Annotated in this window: 22 protein-coding genes; 13 read left to right on the top strand and 9 right to left on the bottom strand. The window is 63.1% G+C overall.

The window, feature by feature from the left end:
* Positions 1–15 precede the first annotated feature (15 nt).
* A complete protein-coding gene (locus DMP07_RS06375) occupies positions 16–1,185 on the top strand; it encodes an ATP-binding protein (protein ID WP_123198320.1) in 1,170 nt (389 codons plus the stop codon).
* Positions 1,186–1,520: 335 nt separating this feature from the next.
* On the opposite strand, the gene hypD is transcribed toward DMP07_RS06375, so the two are convergent.
* The 5 genes from hypD to DMP07_RS06350 form a co-directional block, all read right to left on the bottom strand.
* On the bottom strand, positions 1,521–2,600 hold the full coding sequence (hypD, locus tag DMP07_RS06370; protein WP_123198319.1) for a hydrogenase formation protein HypD: 1,080 nt from the start codon (positions 2,598–2,600) through the stop codon (positions 1,521–1,523).
* Between the two features lie 4 nt (positions 2,601–2,604).
* Positions 2,605–2,841 (bottom strand): HypC/HybG/HupF family hydrogenase formation chaperone, encoded by a 237-nt coding sequence (locus tag DMP07_RS06365; protein ID WP_123198318.1) that lies wholly within the window; start codon positions 2,839–2,841, stop codon positions 2,605–2,607.
* Between the two features lie 88 nt (positions 2,842–2,929).
* Entirely contained in the window at positions 2,930–5,380 is a 2,451-nt protein-coding gene (gene hypF / locus DMP07_RS06360) for a carbamoyltransferase HypF (RefSeq protein ID WP_123198317.1), read from the bottom strand.
* A gap of 51 nt (positions 5,381–5,431) precedes the next feature.
* On the bottom strand, positions 5,432–5,944 hold the full coding sequence (nikR, locus tag DMP07_RS06355; RefSeq protein WP_123198316.1) for a nickel-responsive transcriptional regulator NikR: 513 nt from the start codon (positions 5,942–5,944) through the stop codon (positions 5,432–5,434).
* A gap of 3 nt (positions 5,945–5,947) precedes the next feature.
* The gene (locus DMP07_RS06350; protein ID WP_123198315.1) at positions 5,948–6,202 is read right to left on the bottom strand and encodes a dynein gamma chain protein; all 255 of its coding nucleotides are present in this window, start codon (positions 6,200–6,202) and stop codon (positions 5,948–5,950) included.
* 117 nt (positions 6,203–6,319) lie between these two features.
* Between DMP07_RS06350 and DMP07_RS06345 the strand changes: the two genes are divergently transcribed.
* Complete coding sequence (locus DMP07_RS06345) at positions 6,320–6,859, top strand: hypothetical protein (RefSeq protein WP_148039652.1); 540 nt, start codon at positions 6,320–6,322, stop codon at positions 6,857–6,859.
* Positions 6,860–6,973: 114 nt separating this feature from the next.
* Here DMP07_RS06345 and DMP07_RS06340 read toward each other — a convergent pair whose 3' ends face one another.
* Positions 6,974–7,339 (bottom strand): winged helix-turn-helix transcriptional regulator, encoded by a 366-nt coding sequence (locus DMP07_RS06340; protein ID WP_123198313.1) that lies wholly within the window; start codon positions 7,337–7,339, stop codon positions 6,974–6,976.
* Between the two features lie 340 nt (positions 7,340–7,679).
* On the opposite strand from DMP07_RS06340, the gene DMP07_RS06335 reads away from it, so the two are divergent.
* Positions 7,680–7,868 (top strand): 4Fe-4S binding protein, encoded by a 189-nt coding sequence (locus DMP07_RS06335; RefSeq protein ID WP_123198312.1) that lies wholly within the window; start codon positions 7,680–7,682, stop codon positions 7,866–7,868.
* A gap of 63 nt (positions 7,869–7,931) precedes the next feature.
* On the opposite strand, the gene DMP07_RS06330 is transcribed toward DMP07_RS06335, so the two are convergent.
* Both DMP07_RS06330 and DMP07_RS06325 read right to left on the bottom strand, forming a co-directional pair.
* Positions 7,932–8,852: a helix-turn-helix transcriptional regulator gene (locus tag DMP07_RS06330; RefSeq protein WP_148039651.1), complete on the bottom strand. Its 921-nt coding sequence runs from the start codon at positions 8,850–8,852 to the stop codon at positions 7,932–7,934.
* Positions 8,853–9,184: 332 nt separating this feature from the next.
* Positions 9,185–9,424: a hypothetical protein gene (locus DMP07_RS06325; RefSeq protein ID WP_123198310.1), complete on the bottom strand. Its 240-nt coding sequence runs from the start codon at positions 9,422–9,424 to the stop codon at positions 9,185–9,187.
* A gap of 282 nt (positions 9,425–9,706) precedes the next feature.
* On the opposite strand from DMP07_RS06325, the gene DMP07_RS06320 reads away from it, so the two are divergent.
* The 3 genes from DMP07_RS06320 (at position 9,707) to mazG (ending at position 12,495) form a co-directional block, all read left to right on the top strand.
* Positions 9,707–10,729, top strand: a complete 1,023-nt coding sequence (locus DMP07_RS06320) for a hypothetical protein (protein ID WP_123198309.1) — start codon at positions 9,707–9,709, stop codon at positions 10,727–10,729.
* An 8-nt stretch (positions 10,730–10,737) separates the two neighbouring features.
* Positions 10,738–11,367 (top strand): iron-sulfur cluster assembly scaffold protein, encoded by a 630-nt coding sequence (locus DMP07_RS06315; RefSeq protein WP_161957048.1) that lies wholly within the window; start codon positions 10,738–10,740, stop codon positions 11,365–11,367.
* Positions 11,368–11,664: 297 nt separating this feature from the next.
* On the top strand, positions 11,665–12,495 hold the full coding sequence (gene mazG / locus DMP07_RS06310) for a nucleoside triphosphate pyrophosphohydrolase (RefSeq protein ID WP_123198307.1): 831 nt from the start codon (positions 11,665–11,667) through the stop codon (positions 12,493–12,495).
* A 280-nt stretch (positions 12,496–12,775) separates the two neighbouring features.
* Here mazG and DMP07_RS06305 read toward each other — a convergent pair whose 3' ends face one another.
* The gene (locus DMP07_RS06305; protein ID WP_123198306.1) at positions 12,776–14,890 is read right to left on the bottom strand and encodes an aldehyde ferredoxin oxidoreductase; all 2,115 of its coding nucleotides are present in this window, start codon (positions 14,888–14,890) and stop codon (positions 12,776–12,778) included.
* Positions 14,891–15,160: 270 nt separating this feature from the next.
* On the opposite strand from DMP07_RS06305, the gene DMP07_RS06300 reads away from it, so the two are divergent.
* The 7 genes from DMP07_RS06300 (at position 15,161) to DMP07_RS06270 (ending at position 23,546) form a co-directional block, all read left to right on the top strand.
* Complete coding sequence (locus DMP07_RS06300; RefSeq protein ID WP_123198305.1) at positions 15,161–15,880, top strand: 4Fe-4S binding protein; 720 nt, start codon at positions 15,161–15,163, stop codon at positions 15,878–15,880.
* Positions 15,881–15,940: 60 nt separating this feature from the next.
* Positions 15,941–16,591, top strand: coding sequence for a molecular chaperone TorD family protein (locus DMP07_RS06295; protein WP_123198304.1), 651 nt, complete (start codon positions 15,941–15,943; stop codon positions 16,589–16,591).
* 30 nt (positions 16,592–16,621) lie between these two features.
* Positions 16,622–18,826, top strand: a complete 2,205-nt coding sequence (locus tag DMP07_RS06290; protein ID WP_123198303.1) for a molybdopterin-containing oxidoreductase family protein — start codon at positions 16,622–16,624, stop codon at positions 18,824–18,826.
* Positions 18,826–19,365, top strand: coding sequence for a 4Fe-4S dicluster domain-containing protein (locus DMP07_RS06285; RefSeq protein WP_123198302.1), 540 nt, complete (start codon positions 18,826–18,828; stop codon positions 19,363–19,365). The genes DMP07_RS06290 and DMP07_RS06285 overlap by 1 nt, the downstream gene beginning before the upstream one ends.
* 6 nt (positions 19,366–19,371) lie before the next feature.
* The gene (gene nrfD / locus DMP07_RS06280) at positions 19,372–20,256 is read left to right on the top strand and encodes an NrfD/PsrC family molybdoenzyme membrane anchor subunit (protein WP_123198301.1); all 885 of its coding nucleotides are present in this window, start codon (positions 19,372–19,374) and stop codon (positions 20,254–20,256) included.
* A gap of 429 nt (positions 20,257–20,685) precedes the next feature.
* Positions 20,686–21,453, top strand: a complete 768-nt coding sequence (locus tag DMP07_RS06275; RefSeq protein WP_123198300.1) for an SDR family NAD(P)-dependent oxidoreductase — start codon at positions 20,686–20,688, stop codon at positions 21,451–21,453.
* 380 nt (positions 21,454–21,833) lie between these two features.
* Positions 21,834–23,546 carry a Na/Pi cotransporter family protein gene (locus tag DMP07_RS06270; protein ID WP_244594898.1) on the top strand — a complete coding sequence of 571 codons (1,713 nt, stop codon included), beginning with the start codon at positions 21,834–21,836 and terminating at the stop codon, positions 23,544–23,546.
* Positions 23,547–23,567 lie beyond the last annotated feature (21 nt).

Below are 23,567 nucleotides of genomic sequence, written 5' to 3'. Positions count from 1 at the left end.
AAGGGAGGCGGCCCGATGGAGAGGCTCTACGAGCAGATGCGGCGTCAGTTGGCGTATGCGCCTCAGGACTTCCGCAGATACATGTACGATCGCATCAACTGGGATAATCGCATGCTGGGCCTGGTGGGTCCGCGAGGCGTGGGCAAGACCACGCTGTTCCTGCAGCGCATCAAGAACGCCCATGACCTGTCCGATACGCTGTATTTTTCTGCCGACGACTTGTATTTCACCGCGCATACGCTGTTCGATACGGCGGAGGCGTTCTGCAAGGCCGGCGGCACGTATCTGTTCATCGACGAGGTTCACAAGTATCCGGGCTGGTCGCGCGAGCTCAAGCTCATGTACGACGTATTCCCTCAGCTCCACGTGTACTTTACCGGGTCGTCCATCCTCGATATCGAGAAGGGCGAGGCCGACCTGAGCCGTCGTGCTCCCCGCTATCTGATGCAGGGGCTGTCGTTTCGCGAGTATCTGGCCATCCGGCATGGGATCGAGCTGCCGGCGCTTACGCTCGAGGACGTGCTGGCGCACAAGGCCGAAACCCCGCCGCTCATGCGGCCGCTTCCGTATTTCCACGACTATCTGCAGTCGGGATACTACCCGTTCGGCGTGGACGCCGATTTCCCAACGGAGCTCGAACAGGTGATTTCGCGCACGCTCGAGGTGGATATTCCTCTGTTCGCGGGCATGACGGCCGCGACAGGCCGCAAGCTCAAGAAGCTGCTTGCCGTGATCAGCACGCTGGTTCCGTTCAAGCCCAACATGTCCAGCTTGGCCAAGCAGCTGCAGGTCAGTCGCAACGTGGTCGAGGAATACCTGATGTACCTTGAGAAAGCCGGCATGATCGCGCAGCTGCGGAGCGGTGCGGGCGGCCTGGGCGCGCTCGGGAAGGCCGAGAAGGTCTACCTGGACAATCCGAATATCCTGCATTGCCTGGGCGGTAGCGAGACCGATCCCGGAACCGTGCGCGAGACGTTCTTACTGAACCAGGCACGCGTGGGGCACGATGTGGTTGCTTCGCCTGCTTCCGATTTCTGTATCGAGGGGATCACGTTCGAGGTCGGCGGCAAGAATAAGGGGCAAAGCCAGGTTGCCGGTATCGAGAACGCTTTCGTGGTGAAGGACGATATCGAATACGGCTACGGCAACGTGATTCCCTTGTGGGCTTTTGGCATGATGTACTAGGTCCGGCGTTGCTGCCGGCTTCGTCGGCGCGGCTTTCGGTCGCCGAGGCGCAGCGTTTGATTGAGGGGTATGAAAGCACTTCCTTCCCTGCGAGGACGAGTGCGCGCGGCGCGCCGATTGCCCGCTACGCGCGAAGCGACAGCGAGCGCCCGCGCGTTCCTGCAGAATGGTTAATCTTGCAGGCGGGGTGATGGCCTTCGCGCGCAGTTCCGCACGAGCCAGACAGCACTTCTGTGCTGTCTGTGCGAGCTCAGGACTGTTTGAGCACGAAGGCCATCACCCCGCCCCTTCAGTTCTGCGGTAGCCTGTCAGGCGCTCGCGTCAAGTTGGGAGGATCAGTAGTACCGGTAGTACGCCGCGCACGATCCTTCCGAGCTCACCATGCACGGACCCACCGGGTTTTCGGGGCTGCACACGGTGCGGAACAGCGGGCATTCGTTGGGCGCCATGATGCCGCGCAGCACGTCGCCGCAGCGGCAGCCGCGCGGTTCGCGGGTCTCTTCGATTTCCGGTTCGAAGCGGCGCAGCGCGTCGAACTGCGCGTACTGTTCGCGAATGCGGTAGCCGCTGCCTTCGATCGGGCCCAAACCGCGCCAGGTGGCGGTGCAGGTTTCAAACACGTCGTCGATCGCGGCCAGGGCCACGGGGTTGCCTTCGGCCATGACGCCGCGGGCGTAGGCGTTCTCGATTTCGGCGCGGCCTTCATGCAGCTGGCGCATCAGCATGGCGATGCCTTGCAGCACGTCGAGCGGCTCGAAGCCGGTGATCACGCCGGGAATGCCGTACTTTTCGGCCAGGAATCGGTACGGCTCGATGCCGATGATGGTGCTCACGTGGCCGGGCAGGATCAAGGCGTCCACCTTCAGCTCGGAATCGCCCATCAGCACGTCCAGGGCGCCCGGCATGTTCTTGTGGGCGGCGTACACGCTGAAGTTCTTCAGGCCCAGCGCCGCGGCGCGCTTGATGGCCACGGCCACCAGCGGGGTGGTGGTTTCGAAGCCCACGCCTACGAACACCACGGGGCGGTCGGGGTTGGCCTGCGCGATGCTCAGCGCGTCGAGCGGCGAATACACGATGCGCACATCGCGGCCCGCGGCCTGCTCTTTGAGCAGCGAAGACGAGCTGCCGGGCACGCGCGTCATGTCGCCGAACGTGGTCAGGATCACGTTTTCCACGCGGGCCAGGGCGATTACGGCGTCGATATCGCGGTTGGCGGTGACGCACACGGGGCAGCCCGGGCCGCTGGCCAGTTTGCAGCCTTCGGGCATGAGGTCGCGGATGCCGTTGCGCGCGATGGCCACGGTGTGCGTGCCGCACACTTCCATAAGCGTGGCGTGCTCAGGCGCGAGCGTTTGGATGCTCTTGATCAGGCCGCGCGCCAGCACGGGGTCTTTGAAGCTGTTCTGATCAACCATGGCCCTACACCGCTTCGGCGTCTGCCAGTTCGGGGAAATCCCTGATCAGATCGAGCGTTTCCTGGGCGAACTGCTCGTCGACCACCTCGATGGCGAAGCCTGCGTGCACGAGCACGTAATCGCCCACGGCGGCCTGCGGGGTCAGGTCCACCGAAACCTTGCGCGTGACGCCCAGAATATCGACGGTGGCAAGGTTGTCTTCGCCGATTTCTGCGATCCTAGCGGGAATTGCCAAGCACATGTTCGTCCTTTCTCGCATGCGGCGCGGCGCGCCTGCGATGCGCGTGTGTCGAAGAAGGCGCCGAGCCCGCGGGCCCGGCGCTGTGCGGTTAATCTTGCGTCGCGAAACGGGCTTGCGCCACCACGGCCTGGCCGAACGAGACGGCGCCGTCGTTGGGCGGAAGCTCCTGGGAGAGCGCCACGGTGAACCCGGCCGTCTGCAGCAGGGCCACGGCGCGCTCGGTCAGGTAGCGGTTCATGAACACGCCGCCGCCCAGAGCCACGGTGGAAATGCCGTAGGCGGCGTTGGCCACCAGGCATGCCTGCGCGATAGCCGTGGCGAAGGCGTTGTGGATCTTCGCGGCGATGAACGAGGTTTCCACGCCGGCTTCCATATCGTCCAGCATGGCCTCGAACATGGTCTCGGCGTCCAGCAGCACGACGCTTGTGTCGTGCGCGGTGCTGGTTTCCAGCGCGGTGTTTTTCACCAGGCCGATTTCGTAGCTCGCGTCGGTGGTCACGCCGGCGATGGCCGCTTCGAGCATGATGGCCGCCTCGCCCTCGTAAGTAGGCTGCGTGCAGATGCCCAGCAGCGCGCTGGCGGCATCGAGCAGACGGCCCGCGCTCGAGGTCATGGGGCAGTTCAGGCCGCGTTCCACCATGCGCTCGCAGGTGTCGGCCGTATCGCCCAGGCTTGCCAGGGCGCGCTGGGCGGCGGGGTGCTCCAGCAGGTCGTACTGCCACAGCACGCCGTAGGCCATGCGCAGCGGGTTCTTGATGGCCGCCGCGCCGCCCGGCATGGGCACGTAGGAGAAGTTGGCGAAGCGCTCGAAATCGGTGCGGTTGCACAGCATGACTTCGCCGCCCCAGATGGCGCCGTCCACGCCGTAGCCCGTGCCGTCGAAGGCCACGCCGATCACGGCTTCGTTCAGGTTGTTCTCGCCCATCACGGCGGCGATGTGCGCGTGGTGGTGCTGCACCTTGCACAGGGGCATGCCTTCGTCGTGGCGCTCGGCCGCCCACTTGCTGGACAGGTATTCGGGATGCATGTCGCAGGCCACGGCGACGGGCTTCGCCTCGAAAAGGCCTTCGAAGCGCGCCAGAGTGTCGAGCCACGCGTCGTAGGTCTCGGCGTTTTCCATATCGCCGATGTGCTGGCTGACGAAGGCATCTGCGCCGCGCAGCAGGCAGAAGGTGTTTTTCTGCTCGGGGCCTGCGGCCACGATGGTGCGCGGCGTGCCGTCGGGCAGGGTGGTGCCGTCGGTTTCGCCGGTGGCCACGGGCAGGGGCGCGAAGCCGCGCGCGCGACGGACGGTCTGCACCGCTTCGTCGGCGCCGCCCACGGAAATCACGCGCACGACGGAATCGTCGAAGCGGGTGCGGATCGGGCGGTCGTTGCCCACGAACGCGTCGGCGATGCCGTGCAGCGCCACGAAGGCTTCGTCGTCTTGGGTCTGGACGGGTTCGTCATGCAGGTTGCCCGAGGTCATGACCAGCGGGCCGCCGAATGCGGCCAGCATGAGGTGCTGCAGCGGCGTGTAGGGCAGCATGGCGCCCACTTCGCCCAGCCCGTCGGCCAGGCCTTCCGCGAAATGCGCGCCCGGCTTCTTGCGCAGCAGCACGATGGGGCGCTGCGGGCCCGTGAGCTGGCGTTCTTCCGCGTCGTCCACCAGGCAGTCGCGGCGCAGGGCGTCCAGCGTCGGATACATGGCGGCAAGCGGCTTGGTGCCGCGGCGCTTGCGGCGGCGCAGCTCGGCCAGCGCGTCGGCGTTGCGCGCATCGCATGCCAGATGGAAGCCGCCCAGGCCCTTCACGGCCACGATGCCGCCGTTTTTCAACAGGGCGACGGCCGCGTCGATGATCGCATCGGACGACGCCAGGTCGGCTCCCACGCGGGGCGTGCCGTCGGCGTCGGCGGGCGCTCCCGCCGCTTCGGCTTCGCGATGGCGCGCCAGGTCGGCTTCGGCGTCGAGCGAGCGGTCCACCGTGCGCCACGTCAGGTGCGGGCCGCATTCGAAGCAGGCGTCGGGCTGCGCGTGGAAGCGGCGGTCTTCAGGGTCGGCGTATTCGGCGGCGCACTGCTCGCACATGGCGAAGCCGTTCATGGACGTGTATTCGCGGTCGTAGGGCAGCTTATCGATGATCGTGAAGCGCGGGCCGCAGTTAGTGCAGTTGATGAAGGGATAGCGATAGCGGCGATTGTCCGGGTCGAACAGCTCGGCCGCGCATTCCGGGCAGGTGGCCAGGTCGGGCGATACCAGCGTGGTGGCCTGGGCCTCGGCTTCGTCGGAATAGCGGATCGTGAAATCCTGGAAGTCGGCCAGGGGCACTTCTTTCATATGGATTTCGGTGACGCGCGCGGCCGCGGGCGCATGGTCGGAAATCTCGAGCACGAAATCGTCGAGGTCTTTCGATTCGCCTTCGGCGTGGATGAACACGCCCGCCGTGGCGTTGAGTACCCAGCCGCAGATCAGATGCCTGCGCGCGGCTTTATAGACGAAGGGGCGAAAGCCCACCCCTTGCACGATGCCGTGCACTTCTATGTCGAGAGCTTCTTTCATGATTCTCCTGTCTTCTTGTTCCACGCCGCATGCGGCTCGGCCCGTCGCGTCCTAGCGGGACGGATAGAGGGCCGATCCCGCGGGGGTGTGCGGATGGTCGTGGGCCCAGGCCCTGGCCACGTCGCCTTCGGCTCCGTCGTGATAGGGGCCGTGGCCCGTGGTGGTCATGGTCAGGTGCCCGTGCGTCACGCCCTTGGTGCCCAGGATGATGTTGGAAATGGATTGCACCAGCGCGCTTTCGCCGCGCAAGATGATCACTTCCATGCAGGTGTGCGCATCCAGATGCACGTGCAGGCACGTGACGATCTGTTCGTAGTATTCATGCTGGATGGTGTCCAGCTTGTCGCGCACGTCGCCCGAATGGTGGTCGAACACGATGGTGAGCGTGCCCATGACCTCTTCGCCGGGCAGCGTGCAGTCTTCTTCGGCCAGGGCCTCGCGCACCAGGTCGCGCACGACCTCGCTGCGATTTTTGGCCAATCCGCGCTTGGCGACCAGGGCGTCGAAGCGTATCAGAAGGTCCTCGGGCATGGCCACCGAGAACCGCATGAGGTCTCGGCCCATGGATTACACCAGTTCCACGGTGACGCCGCTGGCATCGCGCGCGTCGTCTTCGAGGGCCTCTTTGGCGTCGTCGAGCAGGGCGCGCACGGCGTCGAGCTGGGCCATGGCCTCATGCAGCTTCGCGCCCACGGTGGCGTAGCCCGCGTCTTCGGCCTGATGTCCCAGGTTGTGGGCCCAACGGCGCTCGAGCTTCACGTGGTCGTCGATCTGGTCGATCATCTGCTCGAACTGGGCGGTGTTGATTCCGTTGGTGCACATGGCGCGCCTCCTTGGGTCGGTTGTACGGAGCCGCTTCGCCAACGCGGCGCTCCGTTGTTCACATGTCTTATTATTGTTCCAAGTGAAGCAAGGGTTCGGCGGGAACAAGGAAACGGTGTGAAAACTCCAGGCAATAATAACAACATGTATGTCGAGGCGAAGCGCCGCGCGCTGGCGCCGTATGCATCAGCCATGGAGGGGCCTGTGGATGCGGCCGTATGCGTGGCGTACGCCGACGAGCTGCCCGCCGCGGCGCGCACGGCTCTTGCGGCGGCGTGCGCGGGCATCGGGCTGGACGAGCCGGTGTTCTTGGATGTTCGGGCGGCTGCCGGCGCGGGCGTGGCGTCGGGCACCAGTGCGCATGAGGTCGCAGGCGAGGGCGCCGATCACGCCGTCGCGCGTCAGGTGCACAAGAATCTGTTTGCCGCCGTGGAGGCGCTCGATCCTTTGATGCTGGTGCTGGCGGATGGCGCGGCCGCGCGCCTTGTGCAGGATGCGTATCGCGAACCTGTCGCGCTGAACGCCCACGGATTCGTGTTCGGGCGCGCCTATGCGGCGTTCTCGTCGTTCGCGCGCGATTTGGCCGACCCGCGCATGAAGCAGCGCGATTGGGCGGTCCTGAAGGCCATGCGCAAAAGCGATTCGTGGCTGAAATGAGGGTGTGCGAATGAAAGAAGCCGCAGGTCCGTCCTACGGCTTCAGGGTGCGCTACGGCTGTGTTGCGCGAGTTGTCTTTTGTGCGGGGCGGCGTCTCGTTGTGCGCGACGATCGCTATTCGGCGGCTTCGGCCGCTTGCTTGGCGGCTTCTTCGGCCGCAAGCTCGGCTTGGTGCTCTTCGCCCCAGACGCGCATGGCGTCGACGATCGGGCGCAGGCTTTCGCCGCGATCGGTGAGCGTGTATTCGACGCGAGGCGGAACCTCGGCGAACACTTGGCGGACGATCAGGCCGTCGTCTTCCATGGCGCGCAGGTTGGAAGTGAGCACCTTCTGCGAAATGCTTCCGATGGACTTCTTCAGCTCGCCGAAGCGTTTCGTGCCCGTCAGAAGATCGCGCAGAATGAGGATCTTCCATTTGTCCGATATCAAGGAAAGCGTCGCCTCGACGGGACAGGCGGTACGAGAAAGCTTCGTTGCCATGAGATAGGGTCCTTTCGCTCATGCGGTATTTGAAGTGTGTGTAAGCGAAATGTCGCCATTTTCGGTACCGTTCAGTATCCCATAGAAACCTTGATCCCGCAATTGCCCCAAGCAACTTTTTCTATACTTCCGGAGTGCAAGCGCCCGTCGTCGGCGGGCGGTGTCCGTTTCATAAACCATACATAATGCATAGGGTTTCATATTCGGTATTTGGATGCCGTTCGGCTTCAATTCACGAATTTTTCTTGCAAACCGGCGGTGCAATGGTATCTTGCGTGCAGGTGATAGGGGCTCGCCTGGTTGCGAGCGCCGATGTGTCCAATGGAAAAAGGAGTATGTTATGCCTCATCCCGTACTTGAAACCGATGAATGCATCGGCTGCGGCATCTGCGTCGACGCATGCCCCCAGGGCGTTCTTGAGATTGCCGGCGGCGTCGTGGTGCTCGAGAACGAAGACGCTTGCATCGCCTGCGGCGACTGCGTCGAAGAGTGCCCCATGGGCTGCATCACCGAAATCGTCGAGGACTAACTCGCTTTTTCGCGTATATCGCATTGGAGTCGAAAGCCGCCTTTTCGGGCGGCTTTCGTGCGTTTAGCCAGTGTATTGGGCGATGTAGTCGAGGATTTCCTGGCGCGAGTGGAGATCGGTCTTTGCGTAGATGCGCTTGATGTGCGTATGCGCGGTGCCGGGCGAGATGCATAGCTCGTCGGCGATTTTGCGCTGCGTCAGGCCCATCGCGTACAGAGTAAGCACTTCGGTTTCGCGGTCGGAAAGCATGAACTGCTCCTGCAGCTGCCGCGTGTTGTTCTGCATAAGGGCGCGGCGGATGCTCTCGGGGTCGTCGGGAACGTCATCGACGTCGTCGAGGCCGAGAAGCGTCTGTATGCTTTTCGACGTGCTGCTGTCGGCGCCGTCTTTTTCGCGGTGGTCCACCCAGACCAGTTGGATGAATACCACCTGCGCGCTTGCCAGGATCAGCCCTGCCACGATGGCCGTTTGCAGGGCCTCGCCCGAAGCGTAGGGGGCGATCGCCACGATGCCCGAGCGCGCAAGGGCGCGCGGAAGAATGTAGACGGTCCATCCTGCGGCTGCGTAATAATAGGGATCGCGCTTGCCGAAGCTCGAGAACGCGATTACCAGATACCACATGAACCCGGTCATGCCCGCGTTGAACACGGTGGTGAACATGGCGCCGATGTCGGACGCGCCGGGAAAGGCCGCGTAGGCCGTCACGGCGAAGATGCCGAACATTTCAAGCATGAGCCAGATCGTGGTGGACATGATGCTGCGCGACCCGCGGAACGATTGCCAGATCAGTATGGCGAAAAACGTCATGACGATGAGCATGTATCCGATGCGGGTGACGGGCTGGAACGGTACGGCCTGGCCGTCGGGGAAGCCGCGCAGCGCTCCTACGGCGACCGACAGGATGAACATGCCGAACGCAAGAACGCCCAACACGTGCACGCCGTCTTGCGTTCGTTTGGCGAAGCCGAAGTAGCCGATCGGCATTTTGTCTGCATGCGCCTTTTCGGGGAGCGGTTTGAGGCGCGCCTTTTTCTGGAAGAGGAATTGCAGGCCGGCCGTCAAGCCGACGGCGATGCACGCAATGCCCCGAGGCAGCAACGATGCGACGTAGATTACGGGCTCGCTGAGCAGGAGCGACCCGAATGCGATCGCGGCTGCGGCCGATGAGGACGTGCCGCGCGCCCTGCGAAGCCAATAAAAGATCGCTATCCAGCTTGCAAGCGTGATTATCGTCGACAGAACGAGCTCGAAGAAGCGCCACGTTCCGGGCAGGAGTATGAGTATGCCCAGCAGGATGGTGGCCGTCGACTGGATCGTTATGGCTGCGACGGTGATGGCGAAGACGGTTTTTTGGGAAGGCGTTTGCGCGTGACGCCTAGATATAGCATGAGTATGACGATCGGCGCCATGGCCGCCAGGCTGCTGCCGTCGGTGAACACGCCGGCATCGGTGCTTGCATAGCTTCCGTAGGTGGCCACGATCAGGCCGAGGCGCGCGCACATCAGGCCGAGCACCGTGGGGGCAAGAAGCCTCCAGGCTTGGGCGATGTCCGACATGGTTTTGCTTGTTTCGGCATGTCGCGTCATATGAAAGTTCCCCCTCCAGAACTAAGAACTGTCATTATAACGCTGCACGCCCGGCGAGGTTCGCGCCGTGGCGCGCGTGCCGGCCGCGATCCGGGTCCGCGCCGGGTTTCTCGGGGTTTTCGCGCGAAGGGGGCCATATATCCTGAAAGAGGGTACAAGCATCGTTCGAGGTCGTGGCAGCATGGATGCATCGGTTGTTTGCAGGCGCGGCCGCCGTCGCGCATGCCCGAATTATGGGGAAGAGGGGCATATATGAACGAGACATTCGAAGGCCGCCAGGGCGAAGGCGCCGGCATGGGGGGCGTTTTCGGCGCGGAGCAGGCCGTGCAGCGCACGCCGGAAGAGGAATTCCTCGCCGCCATGCTCGCCGGGCGCGACGTGTCGGATCTGGTCGACCCGGACGAGGCGCGCGAGGCCGAAGAGCAGCGCATCGCCGCGATGGACGAGGTCCAGCGCGAGGCGTATTTCGAGCACGAGGCGCTGCAGACCGTGTTCGACGACATTCGCCTGCGCTCCCGCGGCGGCGAACTGACCACGCCCGATTACTGGGAATCGGTGGACCTCGTTCCCGAGCATATGGAAGCGGGCGCGTTCACGGCGCTGGTGTTCGATACGATCATCGATGCGCAAGCCAAGGCCCAGGAGCGTCGCGAGGCGGCAGAGGCTGCGGCGAAAGAAGCTTCGTTTGCGGACGCTGCAGCCGTCGAGGCTTCCGGCGCCGAGGCTCGCCAGGGCGCGGACGCGCCGGCGCCGGCTGATCCCGATGCGGACGTTTCTGGGGAACCCGCCGTTCAGCCCGTCGCGTCCGCGACGCCCGAAGCCGCTGCGGGCGGGTCCGACGAAGCCGCAGGGAATCACGGCCTTGCGGCCGAGGCTTCGGAAGAGGCCTGGGAGCTCGACGACATCGCGGTTCTCGAAGGGTCGAGCGTTTATTTGTATTCGACCGACGAGATGAGCGAATCGTTCGCGCGCTGGGCGTTTCTTGCCGCCGAAAACGACGACGTGGCCACGCTGGTCGAGAACGCGCGCCACGAATCGAAGGTCTACCCGCGTCCCATGAAGGCGAAATCGCTGACGAACCGCCCGGTCTATATGACCGCGGAACGTATCGCGGCCGCGTTCGAGGCCGTGCAGGAGTCGGGCCTGTATCCCGATGTCAAAACGTGCAGCGCCTCCAACGGCGACGTGTATTTCTATTCCACCGACTATTTGAGCGACGCGCAGGCGAAGGCCTTGGCCGAATGGGAATCGGTCGAGCGCCGCGCCAATATGTAGGAGGCTCCATGTACGATTACGAAGGCCACGAAAACATCGACTTCTCCGATTCCGAGCCTGCGAAACACCAGGCTAGCGGCAAGACGGTGCGCATCATCAGGACGCAGGACATCTATCAGGTGGAGCCTGAAGACGATATGAGCGTGTATTCGCCGCGCATCGTGGAGCTGGCGGGCCGCTTCGAGCGCGCGGGCATTCCCGAGGATTGCAACGCTGCCTCCATGGCGGGCGTTTCCAAACACGGCGAGCGTGCCGTGCAGCTGTTCGCGACGATCGACCCGGAAACCGAGACGTTCGTGCACGCGGGTTTTCGCTGCCGCGGAGACGTGGCTACGATCGCCGCGGCGAGCCTTGCCGCCGAAACGGTCGAGGGCAAGACGATCGACGAGGCGCTGGCCATTACGGCGAACGACCTGAAAAAAGAGATGGGTACCATGCCTGCCGATCGTGTGACCAGGCCTTATCTTGCCGCGTGCGCGATTAGGGCCGCCATCGGCGATTTCTACATCCGCGCCGGGCGCGATATCGCCTGGATCGACGAGCGCGTGCCGTGCGACGAATGCAGCGTGGCGTGTTCGATCTGCCAGCACTGCTCGCTGCGTGACCAGCGCATCTCGCTGCGTTTTGCGAAGAAGTAGCGCTTCGGGTCTCGCGCTTTGCGTTCGTGTCTGCGGAAGACCGCGGGTGCGGCGCGCGCATCGGACGGGTTTTTCAAAAGGGTCGGAGCCGAAGGCTTGCGACCCTTTCTTCTTGCGCATCGCCCGGCGGGGCCTGCTGCGGCGCGCGGGCGGCGTCGGGCGATGCGTGTCGCGCCTCCGGCGGCGCGCGTCGTTGCGTTTCGTGTGCCGGCGTGTTTCGATAGGCATGAACCGACATTGAAACGCGCAGCGCGCCGCTTGCGGCCGCGTCTGCGAAGCGAGCAGAAAGGATAGCGCATGGCCGAGCATGATTCGAAAGGAAACGGACAGGGCGGGCCGGCTTCTTCGCACAAGGCGTTCGATTCGTTCGTGGAGACCATTGCGGCCTTGCGCGCGCCCGACGGCTGCCCGTGGGATCGCGAGCAGACGCACGAGAGCATTGCCCACAACATGATCGAAGAGGCGTTCGAAGCGGTTGACGCCATCGAGTCGGGCGATACGGCCCACTTGCGCGAAGAGCTGGGCGACGTGCTGCTGCAGGTGGTGCTGCAAAGCCAGATCGCCGCCGATGCGGGCGAGTTCACGATCGACGACGTGTGTCGCGATGTGGACGCCAAAATGATCAGGCGCCACCCGCACGTGTTCGGCGATCGCACGGCGAGCGACAGCGCCGAGGTGCTCGACATTTGGGATTCCGTGAAAATGCAGGAGAAGCAAAGCGCCGACGCGCAGGCGTCCGAGCGCGCGGGTCTGCTCGAAGGGGTGCCGACGAGCTTCCCGGCGCTGATGCAGGCGCAGAAGATCTCGCGCAAGGCCGCCGCCGCAGGCTTCGAATGGGACGATGCCGACGGCGTGTGGCGCAAGGTGGCCGAGGAAATAGAGGAGTTCAAGGCCGCGGCTAACGCCGACGAAGCCGAAGACGAATTCGGCGACATCCTGTTCGCACTGGTCAACGTGGCGCGCTGGCACCATGTGGATGCCGAGGGCGCGCTGCGTCGCTCGTGCGCGAAGTTCCGCCGCCGCTGGTCGTTCATCGAGGGCGCGGCGTGGGCCAAGGGTTGCGACGTGTCCGAGCTTTCCATGGACGAGATGGAGGGGCTCTGGCAGCAGGCGAAGGCCCGCGAATAGCGGCCCGCATCGCCATATACGAAAGGGAGGTTTCCGGAGTGAATCCGGAAACCTCCCTTTTTCGTTATGCCCGATTCAGACGCAGCCTGCGGCGTTCGAGGGCTTCCCGCAGCCGGCACGCCCGCTCGAGGGGATTCGAGCGGTTTCGAGGAGGGGGTCCCGCGCGCAGGCTTCGGCTTGGAAGAACTCTGCCGTTCGCCGCGCATGCTGCCGCCTTCGGCATTCGGGCCGCGGCCGCCGTGCGTCGCGCCGGCGGCCGCGAGGAAGAGAAGGGGCGGTTTTACAGCAGGCCGAGGGACTGCAGCTCGTCTTTGACGTCCGCCATGCCGTAGTCGTCGAGGCATGCGGCGCTCGGGCAGCCCTTCTGCTCGTCCCAGCCGAATTCCTTGTAGACCATGCCCAGAGCGGTCTGGAAGTCCTCGCGCTCCATCTTGTCGGTGCCGGCAGTGAAGGGCTGGATCTCGGGGTCCTTCGTGAATACCCACTCGGTGATGGTGTCATGCTCGTTGCGCATGTCGTTGGTGCCCATGCCGCGCACGGTGTTGGCGCGCTGGAGGGTCATGACGGAGGCGGCGCGCTTGTACAGCTCGTCGCGGGTCATCTCCTCGCCGGTGACGGCGGTGTAGAACTTGGCCTCGAGGTCCAGGTCGCCGCGGTAGTCGCGGGACTTGCTGGGCGACATGGTCATCGGCCACACCCAGTTGCATAGGGTCAGGCAGTCATGCAGGACGTCGGTGACGATGCTCCACCAGCAGAACTTCGCCTTGTACTCGTTCATGGGCGTGTAGTTCTTGTTCTGGTCGATGGCCGTCTCGCTGCCCCAGACCTCCTTGGCGATCTGCTGCTTGATCTCCCACGGAAGGCCGCAGCCCTGGAAGTTGACGGCGGAGTGGATCATGTCGTCGCGATTGAACATCATGTTGTACACGGCGCCGACCTGGCCGAAGCACTCGATGGCGTGGTGTACGGGCCAGCCGCGGTAGTTGATCAGCGTGGAGGTGGCGGTGTCGAACCAGCTCTGGTCGTTCCAGCGCTCGCACCACACCAAGGGGCCGTAGCCGATGTAGGCCAGCTCGGAATCGTTTTTCGCGAGCTTGGTCAGGATCTCGACCATGACGGTGGGGTCCTTGGACTCGTTCTCGAAGCCGGCCCAGTTGATGGAGGCGTACTCCTCGGCGGGCAGGTTCTTCTCGAAGACGCCGGCGCGGTAGCAGTGGGCGATGTCGCGGTAGAGCTGCGCGTAGTTGCACCACAGGCCCAGGTTGTCCATGGTGGCCTGGGTGGTCATATCCCACAGCACGCTTTCGTCATCGGCGATTTCCAGGCCCAAGATCTTCTTCATGTAGATGGACACGGGGAAGTTGGCCGCGCAGGTGTTGCCGACGGTCTCGAAGCCGGCGGTGGAGCCGGCCGCCTCGACGCGCAGGTCGGAGTAGCAGTGGATCGGGCAGCTGTGGCAGCCGTTCATCTTCACGGTGTACTTCTCGGCCGCGGGACCGAGGTCCTTGGTGGATTTCATGCAGCGATAGCCCACGGTGTTGAGCTCGCCGGGCTTCGGCTCGCCGGTGTTGATCGGGCCGCCCTCGGCCATGGCCCAGGTCAGGCCGTCACGAGCGGTCCAACGGCTGCCTTCGTCGTAGAATTCCGCCCATTCCTGCTGGGTGGAAGGAACGACGTGGTTGTTGTTGGAGCCGATGATGTCGGCAAGCATGTAGTCGGACAGCTCGGCCACGGCCTGCGGGTCCTTGACGTACACGGAGCCGTTGCCTTCCACCACGACGGCCTTGCACTTCTTCGAGCCGAGGATCGCGCCGACGCCTGCGCCTGCGGAGTGGTTGCGGGCGTTGATGATGTTGGAGTACGGCAGCAGGTTCTCGCCCGCGGGGCCGATGGTGGCGACGCACGCTTTGTCGGAAACGAGCGTGTTGAGCGCCTCGGTGGCGGCGCGGGTGCCCAGGCCCCACACGCCGTCGGCCGACTCGATGGTGATGTCGTCGTCGATGATCTTGATGAACACGGGCTTATCGGATGCGCCTTCGACGATCAAGGCATCCCAGCCGGCGAGCTTGAGCTTGGCGCCGAACATGCCGCCCATGTGGGAATCGACCACCAGATGGTCTTTGGTGAAGGTGGACAGGTGCGCAAGCGTGGTGCGGCCGGCCAGCGGCACGCCCGATGCGGTCAGCGGGCCCACGGCGAAAATGACCTTGCTCTCGGGAGCAAGCGGGTCGGTGCCGGCGGGCACCTCGTCATACATGATCTTGTTGGCGATGCCCATGCCGCCGATATATTGCTTGTACGGATCGGTTGATTCGACCGTGATGGCGCCGGTGGTCAGATTGACGCGCGCGATCTTGCCGGCCCAGCCGAACGAGATGTTGTCTTCTTTTGCCATTGTCTGGTCTCCAAGTCTTGTCTGAAAACAGTGACGTGAAGCGACGTGTGCGGAGGCATGTGCGTATACGACCGTTTCCGGTCGGCTGTCATTATGCGCAATCCCTTGTTTTTCGTGTCCCCTCTTTGAGGGGATTGTTGCTCATCTGCGATTTTGCCCCTAAGGAGGGTACGGCTTTCGGTGATGGGGCGGCATTATGGCTGCTGTGCGAAGTGCGTTTTGAGGGGGTATGTGTCCTTGATTCAGAAGGACCTAGGAAAGGAACATTCGATGGAGGAGAAGAAGGGCGCTTCAGAGCAGCTGGTCGATTCCGCCGAGAAGGCGCCGACCGAAGGCAAGGCAGCGCAGGGGGGCTTCACTCGTCGTCAGGTTGTCATCGGCGGCGTGGGCGTCGGCTTGGCCGGCCTCATCGCGGGCGGCGCGCTTGCGAAATGGGGAGTCGTCGAAGACAGCATCGCATCGGGCCGCATCGTGCTCGATCCCATGCCTCAGAAACTTATCGTGACCGATCGCGCCCGTTGCTCGGGCTGCCAGCGTTGCGAGCTCATGTGCTCGCTTCGCAACGACGGTCGCGCGTGCCAGAACACCGCCCGCGTGCGCGTGTGGCAGAACTATAACTTCGGTCCGGGCGGCGAAAGCCAGGACGGCATTTTCGGCAACTGCCAGTTCACCGTCGAGCATTGCAAGCAGTGCAAGGATGCATGGTGCGTGAAGAACTGCCCCGTGCACGCCATCGCTCCCGATCCCGAGACCGGCGCTCGTGTGGTCGATCCCGAGGCGTGCATCGGCTGCGGCATGTGCCACGAGGCCTGCCCCTGGAACATGCCGGTGGTCGACACCGAGACGGGCGTTTCCACGAAGTGCATCGCGTGCGGCCGCTGCGCCGTGCAGTGCCCGAACGGCGCGATCAAGTTCGTCGACTGGAAGGACATCGCGCAGGAGGCCATCGACAAGGGCATCGTGCGCACCGCAACGCTCGTCGAAGCGTAGCGCCTTACCGGAAACATCACGACGTTTCGAAGAGTACGAACGAAAGAGGGGGATGACGCCATGGGCAATCCGGCCGTGTTTTCGGTTGCGGCGCAGTGCTTCGCCGGAATGGACGAGGCGGGCTACGCCGAGCTGACCGCTCCCGAGGTGTGGGAGGGTTTCGTCGAAGGACTCGGCGCCTCGGTCGAGGCTTGCGCATCGGACGGCCGTTCGGGCGCCTGCTGGATCGACGCTCTGAAGACCCCGCCGTCATTCGCCGATTACGACGGTTTTTGCCGTTGTCATTTCACGGGAGGGCTTCCCGGGTCGGCGCTGCCGGTCGAATCGCTGTATCGCCCCGACGCCGCGCCCGACGCCGCGCGCGGTGCAGGCTATGGCGCCGAGCCGGCTCGCTATATGGAAGAGCTCATCGAACGCATGGGCTTTTCCCTTCCGCCCGCCTATCGGGCGTGGCCCGATCATCTTGCCTTGGAGCTGGACATGCTGGCCGTTTTGCAGCGGTCGGGGTACGAATCCGAGGCCCGTTCGTTTCTGTCGGAGCGTTTCGGTTGGCTGGCCGATTACCGTCGGCGCCTCGCGTGCCTCGATGATCCCGCAGCGCCGTTTTTCGTCGCGCTCGTCGATGCCTTGATAGGCGTCGCGGGCGGCGAAGCAGCGAAGGCGGCATCCGTCGCGGCGGATTCGTGTGCGTCCGGCGACGTGTCGGCATAGAAAACGTTCTTTATAAGAGAGGAACCGAGAATGTCAGAAAACGCTATTACAAGGCGAAGCTTTCTGGCCGGCAGCGCAGGAGTGGCCGCTCTTGCCGCAGCGGGCGGATATATGAGCTTCGGCGCGTGGAAGCAGGCGTGCGCTGACGAACCCGCGTCCGACGAGGGTTCTTGGTTTGCCTATAGCATGTGCAACGCCTGTTCGAGCAAGTGCGGATACAAGGCCTACGTCAAGCGCGGCCGCCTGTCCAAGCTTATTCCCAACGAATACGATGCGCATGCCCAGGGCAAGATCTGCGCGCGCGGCTACGGCTATCCCGCCATCGTTTATTCCGAGGATCGCCTGACCGATCCTTTGAAGAAGAACGACAAGGGCGAATTCGAGGTCATTAGCTGGGAGCAGGCCTATCAGGAAATCGGCGACAAGGTGAAGGCCATCCTGGATTCGGACGGCCCTCAGGCGCTCGCTATGGTGCAGGACCCGCGTCCGAGCGGAGCGTATTACACCAAGCGCTTCATGGACGCGCTGGGCTCGCCGAACTTCTACACCCACGGTGCCGCTTGCAATATCTCCAAGGCATCGGGCTTCTCGCAGGTCATCGGCGCGGGCGATTTCTCCGCCGATGTCGAGAACTCCAAGATGATCATGTATATCGGCCGCTCCGTGGCCGACGCCGTCCGTCCCGCCCATTTGCTGGCGCTGCAGAAAGCGCACGACAACGGCGCGAAGGTGGTCATGGTGGACCCGCGCTGCAACAACTCCACGGTGTTCGCCGACGAGTGGCTGCCGGTCAACCCTGGCACCGACCTGGCGTTCTTGCTGGCCATGAGCCACGTGCTCATTCGCGACGGCATCTACGACGCCGCCTACGTGGCCGAAAACGTAGTGGGCTTCGACGAGTTCGCCGCCGGCGTGAAAGACTGCACCCCGGCATGGGCCGAGGCGATCTGCGGCATTCCCGCCGCCGATATCGAGCGCCTGGCCGTCGAGTTTTCGCAGGCTGCGCCTGCTGCATGCATCGACGCGGGATGGCGCGGCGCTTTCGGCAACCAGTATGCCAACTCCGGCGAAACGGCCCGCGCCATCGCGGTGTTCAATACGCTGCTCGGCTGCTGGAACCAAAAGGGCGGCGCGCTGTTCCTTCCCAGCGTTTCCGCAGGCAAGCTTGACGAAGAGAAATTCCCCGCCGTTCCGAAGCCTGAGGGCAAGAAGGTGGGTTCCGAGGAATATCCGCTTGCTTCTTCGAGCATGGGCGTGAATGTGTTCGCTGCCCAGCGTGCGAAAGAGGGCGCGATCAAGGGCATGTTCTTCTATAACTCCAATATGGTCGCGGGTTATTCCAACCCTGTGTACCTTCAGGAGTGCTTGGACGCCCTGGATCTGTGCGTCGTCGTGGATATTCAGATGTCGGAAACCGCTTTGTGCGCCGATTACGTGCTGCCCGAGTGCAGCTTCCTCGAGCGTTTGGAACTGCCCGCGTTCAACGGCGGCAAGGTGCCTTCCGTTTCGTTGCGCGATAAGGTTCTTGACATCGTGCATCCCAATACCAAACCGTGCGACGAGATCTTCACGGGTCTTGCCGAGGCGTGCGGCGTTGGCGAATACTTCCCGTTCACGGTGGAAGAGCTTGCCGATGCGCAGTTGAAGTCGGTTGGCCTGAGCCTGGACGCGCTGCGCAAGGTCGGTACGATTTCCTTCCCCGAAAAGGCGTTCGAATACGGCAAGGCGCCGAAGTGGAAGACGCCTTCCGAGAAAATCCAGTTTGTCAGCGAGGCGTGCGTCGCTGCGGGCTATACCCCCGCGCCGACGTGGGTCGCGCCTGCAGTCACGCCTGCGGGCGGCAATCAGTTCCGTCTGATCACGGGCAAGCAGGCTATGCACAGCCACACCATGACGGCGAACTGCGAGCCGCTCATGGCCATCACGCAGGATTACGACCTCACGCGCATTTGGATGAACGCCGATCGCGCCGAGCAGCTCGGTATTTCCGACGGCGACGAAGTGGAAATCTCCAACGACCAGCACACCGGCCGCTGCCGCGTCAAGGTGACCCAGCGTCTCAACCCCACGGCCGTCTTCCTGCCGCCGGCATATGGCTGCTCGTCGAAGGATCAGCATACGGCTTACGGCATCGGCCTTCGCTCGACCGACTTCCAGGCCTATCAGCTCGAGAACGGCTACGGCTCCACCATGTCGCACGAGATTTTGGTCACGGTTAAGAAGGTAGGTGCGTAATGGCCCGCTATGGAATGCTTATCAATACCAAGAAGTGCGTAGGCTGCTTCGCCTGTCGCACGGCGTGCCAGAGGCAGAACGACCTGCTTCCGAACGAATCGTTCATCAAGTTCCACGAATTCGAGCGTGGAACGTATCCCAATGTGACGATCGAGCACGTTCCCACGCAGTGCATGCACTGCGTGGACGCTCCGTGCCAGGCCGTGTGCCCCACCGGCGCGACCTACACCACCGAAGACGGCATCGTGTGCGTCGACCACGGCCGCTGCATCGGCTGCAAGTACTGCATGGCCGCCTGCCCGTACGGCGCTCGCGTCGTGAACGAGGAGACGGGCGCGGTGGACAAGTGCCGCTTCTGCACCGTATCCGCCCTCGACGGTACCGAGATGTGCACGTGCGTGACGGCGTGCCCCACCGGCGTGCGCATTTTCGGCGACCTGGACGATCCCGAGTCCGAGGTTTCCAAGCAGATCGCCGAGCTGAACGCCCAGCCGATCGACGGCGACCTGACCGAAGCAAAAGTCTTTTACGTGAGGTGATGAAGGATGTCATTCGAACCTATCTGGGGCGCTCCCATCGCCTGGTACCTGTTCCTTGCCGGTCTGGGCGGCGGCGCGTTCGTGACGTCGGCGTTCTTGCGCTGGCGCCATCCCGAGGCCGTTAACATGCGTAAGGCGGGCCATATCATCGCGCCCGTCGTGGTGATGATCGGCCTGGTGCTGCTGATGATCGACGCCGAGGCCGGCCTGCACCACCCGCTGCGCTTCGCCTTGTTGCTGCACAACCCGTTCTCTGTCATGACCTGGGGTGTCGTGTTCCTGGCGGCCTTCATGGTGATCGCGCTTGTCGTGCTGCTGCTCGATTTCTTGAAGAAGCGCGTTCCCGCATGGCTGGAGGTCGCGGGCGTCGTGTTCGCGGTGTGCGTGGCCATGTACACGGGCGCCTTGCTGGGCGTATGCAAGACGTTCCCCCTGTGGAACAACGCCTTGCTGCCCATTCTGTTCCTGGTGTCTGCCATGTCGGCGGGCGCGGCGTCGGTGCTGCTGGTGGGCGCTCTGCGCTTCGCCGGCGAGTTCGAGGTCGTGGGCCTGCTGAAGAAGGCGCACTACTGCCTGCCCCTGGTCGAAATCGTGCTGGTTGCTGCGCTGTGCTTCATCACCAGCTACAACTCCACTGCTGGATTCGATTCGGTGATGGGTCTGGTGTGCGGCTCTTGGGCTCCGCTGTTCTGGCTGGGCCTGGTGATCGTGGGCCTGGTGGCTCCGACCGCCGTCGAGACCTGGCTGCTCTTCTTCGCTCCGAAGGAGTTCGAGGAGTCTTCCAAGGCCCGCATGGTCAGCGTCGGCGTGGATGCGTGCGTGCTGGTCGGCGGCTTCTTGCTGCGCTACCTGGTGGTCATGGCGGCATTGCCTGTCGTGTTCGTCATGTAGGACGCTTCTCTTGCGGCCGAAGGCCGCGTTGCGCCTCTGTCGCGTTTGTGCCGAAAGGGCCGACGATTCGTCGTCGGCCCTTTTTGCGCGCTTTCGGGGGGGGGCTGACCGGATGTCTGCTTCTGTTTGCGGCGGTTCGTGAAAGACGCGCGCTTTCGAAGAGGCCGCGGATCGTCATTGCGAACGCGTAGCCGGCGGACGGGCGATCCGTCTCGCCGCTTTCCGTTTTTTACGACGGTCTTCTTAATGCCTCGGTCGATGCGTAAGGCGAGTCGCGGCTCGTTTGCGTGTTTCTGTCTTGTTTCTTTTCGTGCGAATGGGTGCTGTATGCGGGCGAAAACGCGCCCTTCGGCGAATTGCCCGCTTCGCGCCGGCAGTTCGCCATTACGTTAGTCGCAAAAAAGAAACACCCGAAGTCAGGAGGCTTTCATGGGCAAATTCGACGGCAAGGTAGCCATCATCACGGGCGGCGGCAAGGGCGGCGGCATCGGTTGGGGCCTTTCTACTGCGTTCGCCAAAGAGGGCTGCAATCTGGCCATTACCGGTCGCAATGTCAAGAAGCTCGAAGACGCCAAGGAAGAGCTCGAGCGCCTGTACGGCATCAGGGTGCTGTGCCTGCAGGCCGACGGCGGCGACGAAGCCCAGGTCGAGGCTGCGGTCAAGCAGGTCGCAGACGAGTTCGGCCGTATCGACTTCCTGATCAACAACGCCCAGAATTCGGCATCGGGCCTCACGTTGATCGAGCACACCAAGGAAGATTTCGACAAGGCCGTGTTCTCCGGCCTGTACGCCGCGTTCTTCTATATGAAGCATTGCCACCCTTACCTCAAGGAGGCCAAGGGTTCCGTGGTGAACTTCGCGTCGGGCGCGGGCCTGTTCGGCCGTTACGGCCAGAGTTCCTACGCGGCGGCCAAGGAAGGCATTCGAGGCATGACGCGCGTCGCCGCCACCGAGTGGGGCCCCGACGGCATCAACTGCAACGTGATCTGCCCGCTGGTCATGACCAGCCAGCTGGCTGCTTGGAAGGAAGAGTATCCCGAGGCGTACGAGAAGACCATCCAGGGCATTCCCGCGGGCCGCTTCGGCGACGCCGAAAGCGATATCGGACGCACGGCCGTGTTCCTGTGCTCCGAGGACGCCAGCTATATCTCCGGCGAAACGCTGACCCTGCAGGGCGGCAGCGGCCTGAGGCCGTAGCATTTGCGCAGGTATCGCCCTGTATACGTTTTGGGAGGCGGCTTTCGGGCCGCCTTTCTATGTTTTCGAGAAGATGCGCGGTCTGTGCTTCTTCGAATGCGCCGCGCTTTTGCGGCGGAGCGATCTTGTCGGGATATCGCGTTTTAGACGCCGTGTCTGCTTTTGGGTGCATATCGAGGCGGCGTAGCGCTTCCTTTTATGCAAAATAGGTATCAATATTGCATTTGCGCAGATAAGAGCGCATAACTTGCCTGTTTTCCTCCGTGCGACTTTGCATTTATTTTACATTTGCAAAGTCTACGCGAATCGTTTCGGCCGCTATACTGCTCCCTCGATGGTTTCATGCAGATGCCCCCGTACGAACTGAGGAGAACGCTTTCGTGGACACCGTGCTTCCTACCGCCCTGGGCCTTCTCGGCGGTCTTGCCATCTTCATCTTCGGCATGAATATGATGAGCGACAACCTTCAGAAGGTTGCCGGCGAAAAGATGAAGAACATTCTTTCCCTTTTGACCAAGAATCCGATTCTCGGCGTTTTGGCCGGCGCGCTCACTACGGCCGTGCTGCAAAGTTCGAGCGCCACGACGGTTATGGCGATCGGCTTCGTGAGCGCCCGCCTTATGGGCCTGCCTCAGGCGATTTCGATCATTTTGGGCGCCAACATCGGCACCACGATCACGGCCCAGATCATCGCTTTCAAGATTACCGACTATATTCTGGCGTTCGTGTTTATCGGCTTCTTGGTGTCGTTCATCGCCAAGACCGAGCGCGTGAAGAGCGTCGGTCTGAGCATCCTGGGCTTCGGCCTGCTGTTCCTGGGCATCGAGACCATGGGCGACTCGATGAAGCCGCTGGCCACGAGCCCCGTGTTCATCGATATGATTTCCCAGGTGGTCGACGTTCCTATCTTGGGCGTGGCCGTAGGCACGATCATGACGGTCATCGTTCAGAGCAGCTCCGCCACTATCGCGGTGCTGCAGAACCTGGCCGCCACGGCCGGCCCCGATGGCGTGACGAGCGTCATCGGCCTGACGGGCGCCATCCCCGTGCTGCTGGGCGACAACATCGGCACCACGATCACCGCGCTTCTGGCCAGTATCGGCCAGAGTCGCAATGCCAAGCGCGTGGCCGTGTCGCACAGCTTGTTCAATATTTCAGGCTGTCTGATTTTCATCTGGTTCATTCCCGCATTCGCCGCGTTCATCCAGGCTATTTCGCCTGCGGGCCCCGAAGTCGAGGTCATTTCGCGCCAGATCGCAAACGCGCACACGTCGTTCAACGTCGCCATGACGCTGCTGTGGCTGCCGTTCATCTGGCTCATGGTGAAAATCGTCATGCGTATCATTCCCGAGAAGCGTGCGGGATCGAAGGTCGTGTCCGATCCTGCCGAGCCTATGTATCTCGACGATCGCCTCATGTCTCAGCCTGTGGTCGCGCTGCAGATGGTTGCCCAGGAAATCGAGCGCTGCGGCGAAACGATCCGCGTGTCGCTCCATGATATTTCCGCGGCTCTGCGCGATCGTGATTCCAAGCGCATCGACGAGGCGGCGCGCAAGGCCGAAGCGGCCGGCGAGCTGTGCCAGAAAGTGACCGACTACCTTGCCGAAATCTTCGCGGCGGGCGCGCTCAACGAAGACCAGGCGGCGCATACTATGAAGCTGATGCGCGGTCTGAACGACGTCGAACGCGTAGCGGCGCTGTGCGGGCATATCGTGAAGTCCTGCAAGGGCGTGAAGTATTCCGAGGCCGCGATCGACGAGGCTCAAAAGGCGATGGCCATCGCCGAGGAGATGTTCGCGGGCGCCATGAAGGCGTTGGCGTCGGGTGATTCCTCCGATGCGAAGCGTGTGTTCGCTGCAAGCGCAAGCTTGGTCGAGGCCGAAACCACTGCGCGTAAGGCGCATATGAAGCGCATCGCTGCGAAAGAATGCTCGCCCGCCATGACCGCCGTATTCAACAGGTTGCTTTACGATATCGGCCGCGTCGGCACGAGCTGCATGAATATTGCCGACCTGGTGAAGGCCGACAAGGACGTGCTCGATTACTTCATGATCGACCCCGAACTCACTCAGGAAAGCGCGTCGCAGGCGTAGGGCCATTGACGCGATCCCCGA

This window comes from Slackia faecicanis (assembly GCF_003725295.1).
In the GTDB taxonomy this organism is placed as follows: Bacteria; Actinomycetota; Coriobacteriia; order Coriobacteriales; family Eggerthellaceae; genus Slackia; species Slackia faecicanis.
Note: the sequence above shows the minus strand (reverse complement) of the source record. Positions and strands in the feature narration are given on the sequence as shown.